Genomic DNA, 15238 nt, shown 5'->3' with positions numbered 1-15238 from the left:
TTGAGATGTTTCGGGTGCAAGAATTGGTTTCTGGTGGTCATGGCGGAGGGGACACACCCGGCTCCATGCCGAACCCGGAAGTTAAGCCTTCCAGCGCCGATGGTACTGCGGGGGGTACCCGTGGGAGAGTAGGTCACTGCCAGAAACCTAATATCGAAGAGATCCCGGAGAGAAATCTCCGGGATCTCTTTTTTCATGCCGTTTCTTCTCCTACGGAAGCCCTGAATAAAGACCTTTCGCTTTCCCTTGACTCGGGTCGCATCAGGCTCTGCGAGGCGCCCCGCGGGGTTGACGTAGCCTTATTTCAGAGATTCCCTACGGCTTCCCGCCCTGACGACATATCCTTCAGGAATCGAGAGACCCCAGAGATGTCTCGAGTTCCTTCAGAAACTCTTCCACCTCCATGCGCTTCGTAACTCCATGAAAATTCCAGTGTTCTCAGCGAGCCGCGACAGTGTGGAACAGGTCCGGCGCCTTGGGGATTTCGATACGGGCTATTCCCAGGGAGAGAAGCGCCTGTGCGTGTCTGAGTGTTCGGATTTCTCCGACGGTCTTCACGAGAAGCCCTTCCGGTGATGCCGAGGCGAGGATGGATGCGTGGGCGATGGATGCAGTGCCGAAAAACCCCGAGGATGTGCTGACGAAATCAGCGTGTGCCATAGATGCAAGACGGACCGCGGTGATCGTCTCGAGAGCGTTCAGGAAAGGAACCTCAAGAACGAAGACGAGTTGTTTCTTTTCCGTGATCTCACGAAGTGTCTTCATTTCCTCGAACAAGAGTTGTTTCTTTCCCTGACGCAGTGGTGCGATGTCGACGACGACGTTGATTTCCTGGGCTCCGGAAGCGATGGCGGAGAAAATCTCCCGTTCCTTGATGTGCAGCGGAACTGATCCAAAGGGAAATCCCACCATGGTTCCCACAGTTATCGGGGAATCGCTCAAAAGTTCCACGGCGAGAGGAATGGAGTTCAACGGTACTGTGATGGAGGCAAAGCCATTCTGGATCGCCTCGTCACAGTGTCGGGAGATGTCCTCCGGTGTCGCTCCGGGAGTAAGAAGCGGATAGGCAATGGATCCTGGCACGGAAGACGCTTCCGGGGACGGGAACATCCCTGCCTCGGCTTTTGCCGCGTTCTGTCGGGCCTTTTGTTCGAGCAGTTCGATATCCGTCATGGCGTGCTATTCCTCCTTGGCCTTTTCGATGAGACAATGGCAGAGTTCTCTGTTCGCGGCATCGTCCCGAAGGGCTTTGACCGAAGCAATGCAGATTTTTCCCTGCCGGTGCAAAGAGACCAGCAAGGTCAAAAGCGAGGAGGACGTAATGCCGATACGCTGTGCCTCTTTGTTTACGTCGATCTCCGAATTTTTTTCCAGGTTGTACAGGATGTCGGAGGAGAGAAAATCGAGCCACTGTTGAAAAAGTTCCCGAATTTCAGGAGTGTTTCCTCCGGCGAGTTGAGCTGTCTGAAAGACCGATTCGACGAGTCGTGCCGTAACTTTGCTGCAGGAATCGAGAAACTGCTCGGTTCCGCTGCCTCTCTGTTCCTCCATGCGATCTCACCTTCCTTATTAGTGGAATTCAAAAATACAGCAAAAAGCACGTTTTGTCCATTAAATTAAAATGATAAAAAGGGAGAGCAAGGGGAAAATCAGGAGAATGACCTAGGGAAGCTTTGAAGAACGACCTTTGGCTTTCCCTTGGCTCGGGTCATATCAAGCTCTGCGAGGCCCCCTGCTGGGCTGTTGCAGCCTTATTCAGAGATTCCCTAGGGAAGCTCTGAACAAAGATCTTTCGCTTTTCCTTGACTCGGGTCGCATCAGGCTCTGCGAGGCGCCCTGCGGGGGCTGACGCAGCCTTATTCAGAGACTCCCTAGAAAAAAGGGAAGGCATGACAGCGATTCCCACCTCAGAGTGTTTTTTTCGAGGACGTTTCACGCGACCTATAGTACAATAGGATCGAAGGGCAGCGGGCGTCGGATCTTTCTGCAAAAAGAAAGTCGCCCCATAAGGGAGGGGAACGGCATGGCTGCAGTGGTGGACATGGATGTGAAGAAAAGAGGCAAGGAACAGGGGGCGTCCTCCGGCCGCGAGCGGATCATCCTCGTTTTCGAACTATTCAAGGAAAACTACGGCCTTGACGTGAACAAGGTGCGGGAAATCGTCCGAGTTCCCCCAACCATTACACGTGTTCCGAAAGCACCTCATTTCGTCCGTGGTGTCATCAATCTCCGGGGGACGGTCATTCCCGTGATGGATATCTCCCAGAAAATGGGAGGAGAACCGCAGAGCATCAACAGTGAATCCCGTATTGTCGTGGTGGAGCTTGAGGACATTCTTTTCGGATTCCTCGTGGATGCCGTTCGTGAAGTGAGCAATATCACGGATGCGCAGGTGGAGTCCGCCGATTCGGTGGAATCGAGCGTGGACAAAAAGTATCTTCTCGGTGTTGCAAAGGCTGGAGATGGCAGACTCATCGTGCTTCTCGACCTCGGAGCACTTTTCGAGGTTTCGGAAATTTCCGAGGAGGACGGAAAGACCAAGTAGTTTTCCGTTCCTGGGAAAACGGCGGGATGTGAGATGTTGACGCCGACGAGAAGTTTGCTCCCCTTCCGAAGGGCCGCTGTATGCCGGGAAGGGGTTTTTCCATGTCTCTTATCCGGCAATCTCTCGAACCGTACGGAGGGGAAGGTGGAGGTGCCCTGCGGGATGGTGAAGATCGATCTGCACACGCACAGCACGGCGTCGGATGGAACGCTGATGCCGGAAGAACTCGTTCGCAGGGCGAAGAGCCACGGTGTGGCGGTGCTTTCCTTGACGGACCACGATACGACCCTGGGACTTGCAGCGTTTCTCCGGGCCTGCAAGAAGTACAATGTCCGGGGTGTGACCGGGGTGGAACTTTCCGCGGAGGCGCCGTTTACGCTGCACATCCTTGGATATCGGTTCGATCCTTCCTGTTCCTTCCTGGAGGGGGCGCTGCAGGATCTTCGTGCGCAGAGGGACGTGAGAAATCGTCGTATCTGCGAGGTGCTGCAGAAATTGGGTATGGACGTCTCTCTGGAGGAGGTTGAGCGCGAGGCTGGTGGGGAAGTGGTGGCACGTCCTCACATCGCTCGAGTCCTGATACGGAAAGGATATGCCCAGGACATGCGCTCCAGCTTCGGCCGTTTTTTGGGAAGGGGAGCACCGGCCTACGTTCCCCGGGAGAAATTCTCGCCCGAGTCCTGCATTGCCATGATTCAAAAATGTAACGGAGTAGCGGTGCTGGCCCATCCCGGGCAGACCGGATTGCCGGAGGATCAGTTCGAACGCCTGCTGAGGGATCTGACGGACCTGGGGCTTTGGGGGCTTGAGTGCGTTTCTCCGCACCATACCGCCCGGGAGATGTATGATTTTATGCGCCTGGCCGCAAAATACGGATTGTTCGTCACCGCCGGATCCGATTTTCACGGTGCGAATCGCCCGGGAGTGTCCCTTGGAGTGACGGTCGAGGATGCACTGCTTCCCTGGGCAAGACTCGGCATCGTGATGTAAGAAAATCGCCCGTCCCTGTGCTCTGCTTCGCCTTGTCGTGTTTTTCGCAACAACGGCGACGTGCGGGGGCATCGGAGCGGGTTGGGACGAAAGGCAAGAAGAGCCCCCGTTTCCGGGCTCTTCGAGAGGAGGAAGCGACCTATGGTGATAGATTTGCGGAGTGACACGGTTACCCGCCCCACCGAGGAAATGCGCAAGGCTATGAGTGCCGCCGAAGTCGGGGACGACGTGTACGGGGAGGATCCGACGGTCCGGCGACTCGAGGAACTCGCTGCAGGACTTACGGGGCATGAAGCGGCGCTTTTCGTCACGTCCGGTACCCAGGGAAATCTGGTGGCTCTTCTTTCTCACTGCGCCCGGGGTGACGGCGCCATCGTGGGCAAGGAATGCCATATTTACAATTACGAGGGAGGGGGCCTTGCCGTTCTGGGAGGTGTAATGCCTCTTGTCGTGGACGATGCGGGCGGACTTCCATCGAAGGAGGGGGTCCAGGCCCTGTGCCGGGACGAAAATGTCCATTTCGCACCGGCCCGACTCCTCTGTCTGGAGAACACCCACAACCGCGAGGGAGGAAACGCAGCGGATCCGGTTGCCTATGGCGAACTCGTGCGCTGTGCCATTGACGCCGGTCTGGCGGTCCATCTCGATGGCGCCCGGGTCTTCAACGCCGCAGTGGCCTGGAAGGTGGACGTCAAGGAATTCACCGCCGCTGTGGATTCGGTGCAAATTTGCCTTTCCAAAGGGTTGGGTGCTCCAGTGGGTTCCGTGGTTTGCGGTTCGAAGGAGTTTATCCGCCAGGCAAGGCACTGGAGAAAACGCCTGGGCGGCGGTCTCCGTCAGGCGGGTGTGATTGCCTCCGCCGGGATCGTGGCCCTGGAGCGCATGGTTTCTCGGCTCGCCGAGGATCACGGAAACGCCGCTCTCCTCGCGACATTGCTCCGCGAGGGGGGAATGAGCGTGGAATCCTGCGCCAAGCCCACGAACATGGTGTACGTGTCGCTTTCTCCCTCCCTTCCCGGGGCCAGGGAGATCTCCGAACGGTGTGGAAAGCGGGGCGTGATTTTCAACCCCACCACCCCCCGACGTTTCCGGCTCGTCACACATTTCGACGTCGACGAGGCGGATGTGCGAAAGGCTGCGGCGGTTATTCTCGAGGAGGCTCGTCCTTCGTGAGAGAGATCGCTCGTCGTCAGGACGTGGAGTCGATAGCCGAGTGGCTTCTTGGCGAGGCCAAACGCTCTCCTGATGTAGAGGGTGCGGATGTGTTCTATGTCGCCGGTGTGGGAAGCAGCCTTTCGCTCCGTGACGGGGCAATCGAGGAAGACTCGTCGGGGCTGTCCTGTGGCATAGGATTGCGGTCGCTTCTTTCCGACGGACGTCAGGGAGTCGCCTTCGTGAACGGTCTTGACCGGAGGATGATGGACTCTCTTGCGGAATGGAGTGTGCATAATGCCCGTACCTCCGTTGCGGATCCTCATGTGGGCCTGAGCGATCTTCTCGATCGAGGCGATGCGCCGAATCTGGACGTGGAAGATGAAGCAGTCTACGCGCTGACACGAGAGGATCGGCTTCGGGAGGCACATCAACTTCATTCCATGGTGGCGGGAAAGGACCCCAGGATCGTTTCGGTTCGCAGCGCTTTCTGGCACGACGGCTGGGGAGAATCTTTCTATGCGAACACCAACGGCTCCCGGTTGTGGCATCGGGGTACCGGCGTGGGATGTGGTGTGACTCTGGTCATGCAGGATGGAGAGGACATGGAGATGGGCGGCTCCGGAGAAGAACTCCGTTTTCTTGAGGATCTTCGGAGTGAAACGGTGGCGGCGCTCGCGGTGGAACACACCGCGAGGACTCTCGGCGGACGCCCGGTGCCGACGGGAAAATACACACTGGTGCTTTCCCGGGAGGTGACGGCCGCTCTCCTGGACGAGTTGGGGGAGCTTTTTCTCGCTTCGAACGTGCAAAAAGGAAGATCTCTCCTCAAAGGGAAAATGGGATTGACAATAGCACCTCCCTGCTTTTCCATCGTGGACGACGGGCGTCTTCCGCGGCAGCTCGGGACGGCTCCCTTCGATGGAGAGGGTGTGCCCACGGGGCGCACGCTCCTTTTGGACCGGGGATGTGTTGCTGCCTTTCTCTACGACCTGCGAAGCGCCCGAATAGACGGTGTCCGGAGTACCGGCAATGGAACAAGAGGCATCTCCTCCGTGCCCGATGTGGGAGCGACAAATCTCTTTCTCCTCCCCGGTACGGCTTCCCTGGAATCGCTCCTTCGGGATGCGCGGCAGGGCCTCTACGTGACGGAACTGCTTGGGTTGCATACGGTGGATACGGTGAGCGGCGAATTCTCCCTGGGAGCAAAAGGCGTGGTGATTCGGGAAGGTTCTCTCTCCGAACCTTTCGCGGGTGTGACCATGGCGGGTAATCTGTTGGAATTTCTCGAGCGAATCGTTGCCGTAGGGGAGGATCTCAAGTTTTTCGGGAGTACGGGAGCGTGTTCTCTGGTGGTGCGGGATGTTTCGGTCGCAGGTTCGTAGAGGCATTTTTTTCTGGGTGCTGTTTTGCTGCCTTGGCGTGATTTCCGGAGGCATGTCGTCGGATATCGCCTCGGCGCAGGAGGGACGAAAGCTCTGGAAGGGAAACGTCCTTCTGGGTGTTGTGCCTGTTCGTGCCGAGAAGACCGGTGATTTCATCTCGCTGGAGAGCGTGGCGAAATTGATAGAGTGCTCGGTGTCGGTCAAGGGGGACAGTCTCTTCCTCTCCAAAGACGGGAAGATTCTGGAATTTGTCTCCGATGCGGCCGTGGCGAGATTGAACGGGCAGATACAGCCGTTACGCCATACTCCATTGGTTCGGGACGGAACGTGGTGGGGAGAGGCTCAGGGAACGCTGGTTCTTTTGAACAGGCTTCTTGGTCTTCCCGGAGGAGCGGCGGGGCTTCGTTGGGCCGGAACGGGAACGGTGGAGGAGGAAAAGCCCCTCGTCCCGTCTCCGGTTGTACAGCCTGATTCTTCGTCGGAAGGAACTCCTTCCCGGATTTTGGAGGAATGGAGAAAAGAATTGGGGATGAAGGAGCCTTCTCCTTCGGAATTTCCTGCGACGGAGTCCTCTTCCTCCGTCGGTGGCAGAGTGGAGCGCATCCGCTGGTGGCGGGAGGGAGACAACGTTCGGGTTGTCTTTGATCTCGCTTCGGACATCGCTCCCTTGGTTTCCCGCAAGGGAGATACGGTGGAAGTCCGTTTTCCAGGAATCGTCGTCGGAAATATCCAGGGTGGAACGTCTCCCTATGGAGAGGAGCTTTCCCTCACGATTTCCCAGAGCGGCAAGGATCTTCTCTGCGTTTTTTCGCGACCTTCCGGAGCGGGAATGTTTTCCGAGGTGAAATCCTTTCCCCTCGCGAACCCGCCTCGTTTCGTTCTGGATTTCGGCATAGGAGGTGCCAGTGCGACACAACCGCCTTCGATTGCCGCGCCGGTTCCGACGGAGGCATCGGAGACGGCGCCCCAGGTGCGTCCGCTTCTTCCCGTTGCCGATGCCACATCGCCGGAGCCTCCTTGGCGTACGACCAGATCCAGGCCTCTCGTCGTCATCGACGCCGGTCACGGAGGAAAGGACCCCGGTGCGATGGCCAATGCGCTGCGGGAGAAGGACATCAATCTCAAAGTGGCTCTCAAATTGGGTCGAAAACTGCGGGATAAAGGATACGACGTACGTTTCACCAGAGAGACGGACGTGTATCTCAAACTCCAGGAGCGGACGGACATCGCAAACAACGCCGATGCGGATCTCTTTGTGAGCCTTCACGTGAACGCCCTTCCTCCAGGGCGCCATGCCACGGGAATGGAAATCTACATCATGGCCCTTCCCACAGACGAAGACGCAATGAAACTGGCGCTTTTCGAGAACCGTGAACTAGGCGGCGAAGGCATGCAGAGCAAGGAAGCGGTGGATAAAAAGACGCAAATGTTGCTTCATATTCTCGGAGACATGCAACAGAACGCGAAAATCTCCGAGAGCATGTCCTTTGCCGAGGTGCTTTTTCGGCACGGAGAAAAATTGGGACTTCCCATGCGCCGCGTGGCACAGGCCCCGTTTTTCGTTCTTCGGGGTGCGGGGATGCCCTCGGTCTTGGTGGAAATGGGATTTCTCACCGAGCGCAGCGAAGCGAAACGTCTCGCCACGGACGCCTATCAGGAGAAAATCGCGGATTCGCTCGTGTCGGGAATCGTCGCCTACATTCCTCCCAAATGATGTCCGCACTGCGGAAATGATGCGGTGGAATCGACGGGAGGCCTGTCGGAAAAGGCGGCGAAGGGTCTTGATGGAATCGGAGGGAGCGTCATGAACGACAGGGAACAGAAATGGCAAGAGGAGGACGAAGAGGGAATTCTGCTTCCCCCCCCGCCCCGTCGGGCTTCGGGAGGAACAGACCATCGCGAGGAGGCGCCGCGGAAAGCCCCTTGGCCGCTTCGTTTTCTCGCATGGACATCTCTTGCGGTTATCTGTTTTGGTGTGGGATATCTCGTGGCCAGCGGGGGGCTGAAATGGATCGACAAGAAAGGCCTCCTGGCACAACGTGACGTCGTGCAGACTCCCGCGGAAGTGAAGGCACTCATGGAGCAGGATGTGACGAGCAAAGACGTGGCCGTGCGCAGAACGGTCTATAAAGCGTACGTGATGGGGGCGGAAGGGCTTGCACAGAAGGAAGTGCCCCTGGTTCCCGGTGTTCTGGAGGAAGACCTGCGACAGGTTCTCGACGTGGCGCTCGAACCGCTTCGCGGGCAGAACGGAGCGGGGGACACGCTGCGTGTTCTGCATGTTTTCCGCGCCGGAGACATGTTGTATCTCGACGTGAGCGATGCATTTCTCACAGCCGTGAAGGCGTTGCCCTCCCAACAGGGGGCTCTCGTCATGACCGGTCTTGTCCGAACCGTTACGGAGGGTTTTCCGCCCCTGTCCCAGGTGCGTATTCTTGTGAACGGCAAGGAAGCGACGGATCGACAGCCCGTGGATCTCACCGTTCCGTGGACTCTCGCTCCGTCGTCGTGACGGAGAGGGAGGGGTGCGGGCGTGTGCGACACGAACAAGCCGGGAGTCTCCATGTTCCGGGATGACGGGAGAGGCCCTTTCGACCTGCGGGTCGTGACGATCGAGAGGAACGTCAACCGCTATGCCGAGGGTTCCGCGCTGATTTCCTTCGGCGAGACGCGTGTTCTCTGTACGGCTTCGGTGGAGGAAAAGGTTCCCCCCTTTCTCCGAGGAAGCGGAAGCGGCTGGGTTACCGCCGAATACGCCATGCTTCCCAGGGCGACTGCGACGCGTACTGTTCGTGATGCCGTCCGTGGCGGCGTTGGAGGGCGGAGCAGCGAGATTCAGCGTCTCATCGGACGCTCTCTGCGCGCCGGAGTGAATCTTTCCGCAATGGGCGAAAGGACTGTCGTCGTGGATTGCGATGTCCTGCAGGCCGATGGCGGAACACGAACGGCGGCGATAACGGGGGGATTCGTCGCACTTGTGGATGCACTTCGAACTCTTCGGGATCGAGGGATGCTTGCCGCTCTTCCGCTGCGCCATTTTATCGCAGCCGTGAGTGCCGGAAAGGTGGACGGTGCCCTGTTGATGGATCTGTGTTACGCTGAAGACAGTCGCGCCGATCTGGACTGCAATGTAGTGATGACGGAGGCCGGAGAATTTGTGGAGATCCAGGGAACCGGTGAGACAGGTCCTTTCTCGAAGAACGACCTTCAGGAACTCCTTGTCGCGACGGAGCGGAGCATCCTGTCGCTCATTGCACTGCAGCAGAACGCTCTCGCCTTGACGACGGAAGAACGGGTGCCTTTTCGTTCATGACCAGGCGCATTGTTTTTGCGAGCCGGAACAGACAGAAATTCGAGGAGATGCGGTTCCTTTTTCAGGATTTTCCCGTGGAACTCCTGTTCGGCGGAGACTTCTCCGCTCTTGCCGTGGAGGAGACAGGGGACAGTTACAGTGCCAACGCCTTGCTGAAAGCCCGGGCTTGGGCGGAAGAGGTCCGTTTGCCCGCTCTTGGGGACGACAGTGGGCTCGAAGTCGAGGCGCTTGCTTGGGGACCGGGGCTTCTCTCGGCGCGGGTCGCCCCTTCCGACAAGGAGCGTATCGCGTGGCTTCTGGAGCGTCTTGGCGGACAGACGACGCGGACTGCGCGATTCGTCGCCGCGTTGGCCTGTTTTTTTCCGGAGGAGGGTTGTTTTTTTCTCTCTCGGGGCGTTTGTACGGGAAGCATCGCGCATGTCCCCCAGGGAGAGCGCGGATTCGGCTACGACCCGATCTTCATCCCAGACGGATACGAAAAGAGTTTCGGACTCTTGGGGGAAGACGTGAAAGCTCGAATTTCCCACAGAGCCAGGGCGGTATTCCACATGAAGGATATGCTTTTCAATCGGACTGTGCTAGAATAACTTCTTGCGTCCAATCGTGATTTTTTCTAGGGGGTAGGGGAAAGTGAAGGTTCTCCTGAGCATCTTTCATATCGTGGTCTGTGTGGCTCTCATGGGAGCCGTATTGCTGCAGCAGCGAAAAACAGGAGGTTTTTCGGGCATTTTCGGAGGGGGAACACAGGCCGATGCTTCCGGTGGGCAGTGGCAGCGTTTTACGACACTCACCAAGCTGAGTGTCGTTCTGTGCGCTATTTTCATGGCGACCTCTCTGATCCTTGTCTTTCTCGCCGGTTGAAGGCTGGAGTAAAGGAGTCCCTCCGTGTTCTCGGACCGTCTTGATTCCCTGGATGATGTAGTGCGCCTCCAGGTTGCGCCGGAAAGACTGTACAGTGCCACCCACGAGGAAATCTTCGCGGGGCACACGACGGATGTCTATTTCGTAAAGACCAGGGATGTGCTTGGCGCCTGCGGCCTCCTTGAAACCCCTGTCACGGCGGAGATTTTTGCCCGGGAAGAGGGAGTTTTCGCGGGGATCGGCGAGGTCGTTCGCCTTCTTCGGGACAAGGGTGTCGTTGTCGAGGCACTTGAAGAAGGGGCGACTTTTTGCCCGAAAGAGACGGTCTGTCGGATTTCCGGTTCGTACGGTGCCTTCGGCATGTACGAGACGGTCATTCTCGGCATGCTGTGCAGTTCCACCGGATGGGCGACGGCTGCCCGGCGCTGCGTTGAGGCCGCCGAAGGCAAGAGCGTTCTCTGTTTCGGCGCCAGGCACGTGCATCCGGCGGTTTCCTCCGTCATGGAGCGTGCCGCTGTCGTGGCCGGAGGATGTAACGGTGCCAGTTGCATTCTCGGGGCAAAGCTTGCCGGCGTCGTTCCGAAGGGAACCATTCCCCATGCGGCCATTCTTGTGGCGGGGGATACGCTGCGCATCGCCGAGGTCTACGACAAAAGTCTTCCCGGGGGTGAGCCCCGGATCGTGCTGGTGGACACGTTCAAGGACGAGGCGGAGGAGACGCTTCGCATCGCCGCTGCCCTTGGTGATCGCCTCTCCGGGATCCGTCTCGACACGCCAGGCGAGCGGGGTGGTGTCACCCCGGGTCTCGTGGATGAGATCAGGCGACGTCTCGACGGAGCGGGTTTCCCCCATGTGAAGATCATCGTTTCCGGAGGACTCACGCCCGAGAGAATTCGTCTTCTCTCGGCTTGCGGCGCCGATGTTTTCGGGGTTGGAAGCTACATCACCCATGCCACTCCCCGGGACATGACCATGGATCTGAAAGAAGTGGACGGTCGTCCCATCGCCAAACGGGGCCGGGTGCCCGGACGCCAGGAGAACCCACGACTTCACAGGGTTCTTTAGTGGTTCATTGAGCGGAGCTGGCAAAATGGTGGAGAAGAGAAGACCCGGATTCCCCCTTGGTGGGAACCCGTGTTTTTATCATAGAGTTCCACGAGTCTTCGAGTGTTCCTGCGGAAGAAGCCGTTCCCGACATGCGGGTTGTGTGACAGGAGTCCCCCCCCACGGTACTCCGAATCTCCTTCTTGACAGTGTCGAAGGAACTCTTCTAGAATAACCGTTGCTTTTGTGACGGTACATATGTTCGCGTAAGCGATGTTCTGATTTTGAGAAGGAGTGAGGTTCGATGATCGGCAGCCGTTCCTTCATGGCCAAGCGCGAGGAGGTCCAGCGCAAGTGGTATGTGGTGGACGCAGCGGAACTACCTCTTGGCCGTCTTGCTGTCAAGGTGGCGAGAGTTCTCATGGGCAAGCACAAGCCGACCTATACATCCCATGTGGATTGTGGTGACTTCGTCGTCGTGATCAACGCAGACAAAGTTCTGCTTACGGGGAGGAAGGCGCAGCGGAGCATGGTGCATCGGTACACCGGCTACAGCGGCGGTCTCAAATCCGTTCCCATGGGAGAAATGCTCAAGAAGCAGCCGGAACGCCTCTTCGAACGGGTCGTCAAAGGCATGCTTCCCAAGAGCGTGCTCGGCCGCAGCATGTTTCGGAAACTCAAGGTCTACCGTGGGACGGCTCATCCCCACGCGGCGCAGAAGCCCGAGACAATGGACGCGTAAAGGGGGGAGAAGGGGATGAATGTTCCGATGACGTACCACTGGGGTACCGGAAGAAGAAAGACCGCTGTGGCAAGGGTTCGGATCCGTGCTGGAGAGGGCAAGATTCTTGTGAACGAACGGACGATGGACGACTATTTCCCGAGGAGCCAATGGCGGATTCATGCCTTGGAGGCATTGAAGATCGCGAATGTCGAAGGGAAAATCGATGTTTTCGTTCGCGCTCACGGGGGCGGTTTGACGGGACAGTCCGGCGCGGTGCGTCTGGGGATCGCCAGAGCACTCCTCAAGCTCAACCCGGATCTGCGCCCGGCGCTCAAGCGGGCAGGATTGCTCACTCGTGATCCTCGCATGGTGGAACGCAAGAAGTACGGTCAGAAGGGTGCCCGGGGACTGCATCAGTACTCCAAGCGGTAATCGTCTTTTCTTTCATGGAAACACCGTGTGCGGGTGGATATCCGTGTACTTCGCTCAACGGCGCGACGCTTCGTCGCGCCGTTTTTTTCTCCTTAGGCGGGGAGCCGCTGAACGCGTTCTCCTGCGCCATCTCGTTCCGCTTTGACAGACCGAACGGTCTTTGGTAGGCTGAACCACGGAGAATCCTCCGAGATGCGGAGGTGTGCGGGAATGGATGGAGACGTACGCGGAAGGTCCGTTGGGGGAACCGGCAGTGACACGAAAGAGTTGATTCTCGTGGAAGCCAGAAAACTTTTTGCAAGAAAGGGTTTTGGTGGAGCGAGCATGGAGGCTCTCGTAAAAGTGGTTTTGGCATTCTAAAATTGATCACTTTTTGAGGGAACGCTAGCCGAAAATTGACCACCTGACCATCGCTCCGGATATCATCGTCGAGAACGCACACCATGACGATGAGACCGGAGGAGAAAGGATGCTGAAGGTGGACCAATACGAATACATACGGACCGCTCACCGGGTGTACGGAAAGAATGTGAGCGAAATAGCCAGGGAAACAGGACATTCTCGAAACACCGTGAAGAAAGTGCTTCGTGGTGAATTCACGGGCTATTCCCCAAGAAAGATCCAGCCTTCTCCGGTGCTCGGTCCCTATCACGAAATCATTTACCGATGGCTGAAGGAGGACATTGAAAGCCCGAAGAAGCAGCGCCATACGGCAAAAAGGATATATACCCGTTTGGTGAGCGAATATGGCTTTACCGGAAGCGAAACGACGGTGCGCCGTCACGTATCTTCGGTCAAGAGAAGCCTCGGTCTGAAAAGCAGCGAAGCCTTCGTGCCTCTTGAGCCCTCTCCGAGGGGAGAAGCCGAGGTCGACTGGGGGAGTGCCACGGTTTTCCTCGGCGGAGAGGCCGTGCGGGTAAAAATCTTCTGCATGAGATCGAAGTACTCGGGAAACCCCTTCGTCCGCCTCTACCCTTGTGAACGGCAGCAGGCGTTTTTCGACGGACTGAGCCGTGGATTTCTCTATTATGGAGGCGTCTTTCCCGTAATGATCTTTGACAACCTGACGGCGGCAGTGGAAAAAGTGCTTCTCGGAAAAGAGCGGAAAGAACAGGCAAGCTTCGTCCGGTTCCGTTCCTGGTACACCTTCGAGAGCCGTTTCTGCTCTCCCGGTCGGGGAAACGAAAAGGGCGGAGTAGAGGGGCTCGTCGGATTCGCCCGCCGGAACTTCCTGGTTCCCCTTCCTCGGGGAGAAAGCCTGGAGAGCATCAACGACAGACTGCTGGAAGAATGCATCGCCTACGGTTCCCACAGGATGACCGGCCGGGAGGGAAGCATACGGGAACTGCACGATGCGGAAAAGAGGATCCTCATCCCCCTTCCCCGCCATCCCTACGGCAACGAACAGACCGTCTCGGTGAAGGCGGACAAGTACGCCACCGTCATGGTGGACAAGAACCGGTACTCCGTCCCCGCCGCCTACGCCGGCCGGCCCCTCCGGGCACTGCTCACCGTGGACGAGGTCGCACTCTACAGCGGAGAAAAGCGGCTCGCCGTCCACGGAAGAAAGTACGGCAACAACCACTGGGTTCTCGAGGCGGACCACTACCTCGAACTCCTCCGGGAACGTCCCGGAGCCTTCCGGGACGCCCGGCCCCTTTCGGAGTGGAAAAAGACCTGGAGCGACTCTCTGAACTCCCTTTTGGAACAATTCCAGGCGCGACAGGGAGAAAACCGGGGAATCAAGGAATTCATCGACGTGCTGCTCCTCGCGAGGCGTTACGGGCAAAAGCGGGTGGAAGCCGCCGCCTCGCAGGCCCTGAAAAACGGACTGAGCGACGCCGCCGGAATCCGCCATCTCCTTGAGTCGGCCGAAAGACAGGAAGAAACACCCACGTCCCTTGAGTCGGAGCGGTGGACCGTCCTCCCCGCGGCGGACGTATCCGTCTATTCCGTCTTGGAGGCCGGACGATGAACACCGGGCGCCTTCTGCAGCTTCACGAGAACCTGAAGAACCTGACCCTCGGCAATGCCGCCCGACACCTCGAAGAACGGCTCCGTCAGGCCGAAGAACGGGGCGTGAGCTACGAGGAATTCCTCCTGGAACTCACGGAACTGGAACTCCAGATCCGCTTCGAGAACAGGGAAAAGAGGCGGTTGAAAGAAGCCCGTTTCCCCCTGGTCAAAACTCTGGGGAGTTTTGCCTTCGAAGAAGCGCCGCAGCTTGACAAAAGACTCATCGGTGAACTGGCCGCCGGAGACTATATCTCCCGACACCGGAACATTCTCTTCCTGGGTAAAAGCGGGTGCGGGAAAACCCATCTTGCCACAGCCCTGGGAATAGAAGCCTGCCGGAAGAACCTTCGGGTCCGGTTCACCACGGCCTGCAATCTCGTCAACGAACTTCTGGAAAGCCGGGGAGAAAAGACCCTTGCCCGAGTTCTGGGCAAGTACACTCGGTATGACCTGCTCATAGTGGACGAACTGGGATATGTTCCCTTTTCGAAGGAAGGCGGAGAACTGCTGTTTCAGGTCTTCGCGGAACGGCACGAGCGGGGATCGGTCATCGTGACGACGAATCTCGGATTCGGAAGCTGGACGGAGGTCTTCGGGGATCCGAACATGACGGCGGCTCTGCTCGACCGGATGACCCACAAGGCGTACATCATCGAGTGCACGTGGGAAAGTTACAGACTGAAGGAAACCCTGAGGGAGGGAAGAAAGAGAAGCCAAATACAACTCAAAACGGCGGCCGCGGAAGAATGACCGGGGTGGTCAAAATTCGGCTGTCC

The 15238-nt window shown here is 57.9% G+C and carries 16 protein-coding genes and 1 rRNA gene; 15 read left to right on the top strand and 2 right to left on the bottom strand.

Annotated elements, in window-relative coordinates:
- The first annotated feature begins 29 nt into the window (after nt 1-29).
- Nucleotides 30-145: ribosomal RNA gene (rrf, locus tag K349_RS0109530) — 5S ribosomal RNA — on the top strand.
- A 293-nt stretch (nt 146-438) separates the two neighbouring features.
- On the opposite strand, the gene deoC is transcribed toward rrf, so the two are convergent.
- Both deoC and K349_RS0109520 read right to left on the bottom strand, forming a co-directional pair.
- On the bottom strand, nt 439-1173 hold the full coding sequence (deoC, locus tag K349_RS0109525; protein ID WP_029165593.1) for a deoxyribose-phosphate aldolase: 735 nt from the start codon (nt 1171-1173) through the stop codon (nt 439-441).
- 6 nt (nt 1174-1179) lie between these two features.
- On the bottom strand, nt 1180-1551 hold the full coding sequence (locus tag K349_RS0109520) for a hypothetical protein (protein ID WP_029165592.1): 372 nt from the start codon (nt 1549-1551) through the stop codon (nt 1180-1182).
- Between the two features lie 472 nt (nt 1552-2023).
- On the opposite strand from K349_RS0109520, the gene K349_RS0109515 reads away from it, so the two are divergent.
- The 14 genes from K349_RS0109515 (at nt 2024) to istB (ending at nt 15212) form a co-directional block, all read left to right on the top strand.
- Nucleotides 2024-2545, top strand: coding sequence for a chemotaxis protein CheW (locus K349_RS0109515; protein WP_029165591.1), 522 nt, complete (start codon nt 2024-2026; stop codon nt 2543-2545).
- Between the two features lie 162 nt (nt 2546-2707).
- Nucleotides 2708-3535 (top strand): PHP domain-containing protein, encoded by an 828-nt coding sequence (locus K349_RS0109510; RefSeq protein WP_029165590.1) that lies wholly within the window; start codon nt 2708-2710, stop codon nt 3533-3535.
- A gap of 141 nt (nt 3536-3676) precedes the next feature.
- Nucleotides 3677-4708: a low-specificity L-threonine aldolase gene (gene ltaE / locus K349_RS0109505; protein WP_029165589.1), complete on the top strand. Its 1032-nt coding sequence runs from the start codon at nt 3677-3679 to the stop codon at nt 4706-4708.
- Nucleotides 4705-6072 (top strand): TldD/PmbA family protein, encoded by a 1368-nt coding sequence (locus K349_RS0109500; protein ID WP_029165588.1) that lies wholly within the window; start codon nt 4705-4707, stop codon nt 6070-6072. Before ltaE ends, K349_RS0109500 begins: the two co-directional genes overlap by 4 nt.
- 52 nt (nt 6073-6124) lie before the next feature.
- Entirely contained in the window at nt 6125-7786 is a 1662-nt protein-coding gene (locus tag K349_RS18070) for an N-acetylmuramoyl-L-alanine amidase family protein (RefSeq protein WP_029165587.1), read from the top strand.
- A 90-nt stretch (nt 7787-7876) separates the two neighbouring features.
- Entirely contained in the window at nt 7877-8584 is a 708-nt protein-coding gene (locus K349_RS16955; RefSeq protein ID WP_157367353.1) for a GerMN domain-containing protein, read from the top strand.
- Between the two features lie 51 nt (nt 8585-8635).
- Nucleotides 8636-9385, top strand: a complete 750-nt coding sequence (gene rph, locus K349_RS0109485; RefSeq protein WP_029165585.1) for a ribonuclease PH — start codon at nt 8636-8638, stop codon at nt 9383-9385.
- Entirely contained in the window at nt 9382-9972 is a 591-nt protein-coding gene (rdgB, locus tag K349_RS0109480; protein ID WP_029165584.1) for an RdgB/HAM1 family non-canonical purine NTP pyrophosphatase, read from the top strand. Before rph ends, rdgB begins: the two co-directional genes overlap by 4 nt.
- Before the next feature lie 43 nt (nt 9973-10015).
- Nucleotides 10016-10246 carry a preprotein translocase subunit SecG gene (gene secG, locus K349_RS0109475; protein ID WP_029165583.1) on the top strand — a complete coding sequence of 77 codons (231 nt, stop codon included), beginning with the start codon at nt 10016-10018 and terminating at the stop codon, nt 10244-10246.
- Between the two features lie 24 nt (nt 10247-10270).
- Entirely contained in the window at nt 10271-11311 is a 1041-nt protein-coding gene (locus K349_RS0109470) for a nicotinate phosphoribosyltransferase (protein WP_029165582.1), read from the top strand.
- Nucleotides 11312-11594: 283 nt separating this feature from the next.
- Nucleotides 11595-12032: a 50S ribosomal protein L13 gene (gene rplM, locus K349_RS0109465; protein ID WP_029165581.1), complete on the top strand. Its 438-nt coding sequence runs from the start codon at nt 11595-11597 to the stop codon at nt 12030-12032.
- A gap of 15 nt (nt 12033-12047) precedes the next feature.
- Complete coding sequence (rpsI, locus tag K349_RS0109460) at nt 12048-12446, top strand: 30S ribosomal protein S9 (RefSeq protein ID WP_029165580.1); 399 nt, start codon at nt 12048-12050, stop codon at nt 12444-12446.
- Nucleotides 12447-12915: 469 nt separating this feature from the next.
- Nucleotides 12916-14421, top strand: a complete 1506-nt coding sequence (gene istA, locus K349_RS0109450) for an IS21 family transposase (RefSeq protein WP_029165579.1) — start codon at nt 12916-12918, stop codon at nt 14419-14421.
- Nucleotides 14418-15212 carry an IS21-like element helper ATPase IstB gene (gene istB / locus K349_RS0109445; RefSeq protein ID WP_029165578.1) on the top strand — a complete coding sequence of 265 codons (795 nt, stop codon included), beginning with the start codon at nt 14418-14420 and terminating at the stop codon, nt 15210-15212. The genes istA and istB overlap by 4 nt, the downstream gene beginning before the upstream one ends.
- The last annotated feature ends 26 nt before the right edge of the window (nt 15213-15238 follow it).

The organism is Aminiphilus circumscriptus DSM 16581 (genome assembly GCF_000526375.1).
Classification (GTDB): Bacteria; Synergistota; Synergistia; order Synergistales; family Aminiphilaceae; genus Aminiphilus; species Aminiphilus circumscriptus.
Note: the sequence above shows the minus strand (reverse complement) of the source record. Positions and strands in the feature narration are given on the sequence as shown.

Coding starts and splice junctions, on each gene's coding strand:
- deoC (WP_029165593.1), bottom strand. CDS start 1,173: ATGACGGATATCGAACTGCTCGAACAAAAGGCCCGACAGAACGCGGCA.
- K349_RS0109520 (WP_029165592.1), bottom strand. CDS start 1,551: ATGGAGGAACAGAGAGGCAGCGGAACCGAGCAGTTTCTCGATTCCTGC.
- K349_RS0109515 (WP_029165591.1), top strand. CDS start 2,024: ATGGCTGCAGTGGTGGACATGGATGTGAAGAAAAGAGGCAAGGAACAG.
- K349_RS0109510 (WP_029165590.1), top strand. CDS start 2,708: ATGGTGAAGATCGATCTGCACACGCACAGCACGGCGTCGGATGGAACG.
- ltaE (WP_029165589.1), top strand. CDS start 3,677: ATGGTGATAGATTTGCGGAGTGACACGGTTACCCGCCCCACCGAGGAA.
- K349_RS18070 (WP_029165587.1), top strand. CDS start 6,125: ATGTCGTCGGATATCGCCTCGGCGCAGGAGGGACGAAAGCTCTGGAAG.
- K349_RS16955 (WP_157367353.1), top strand. CDS start 7,877: ATGAACGACAGGGAACAGAAATGGCAAGAGGAGGACGAAGAGGGAATT.
- rph (WP_029165585.1), top strand. CDS start 8,636: ATGTTCCGGGATGACGGGAGAGGCCCTTTCGACCTGCGGGTCGTGACG.
- rdgB (WP_029165584.1), top strand. CDS start 9,382: ATGACCAGGCGCATTGTTTTTGCGAGCCGGAACAGACAGAAATTCGAG.
- rplM (WP_029165581.1), top strand. CDS start 11,595: ATGATCGGCAGCCGTTCCTTCATGGCCAAGCGCGAGGAGGTCCAGCGC.
- rpsI (WP_029165580.1), top strand. CDS start 12,048: ATGAATGTTCCGATGACGTACCACTGGGGTACCGGAAGAAGAAAGACC.
- istA (WP_029165579.1), top strand. CDS start 12,916: ATGCTGAAGGTGGACCAATACGAATACATACGGACCGCTCACCGGGTG.
- istB (WP_029165578.1), top strand. CDS start 14,418: ATGAACACCGGGCGCCTTCTGCAGCTTCACGAGAACCTGAAGAACCTG.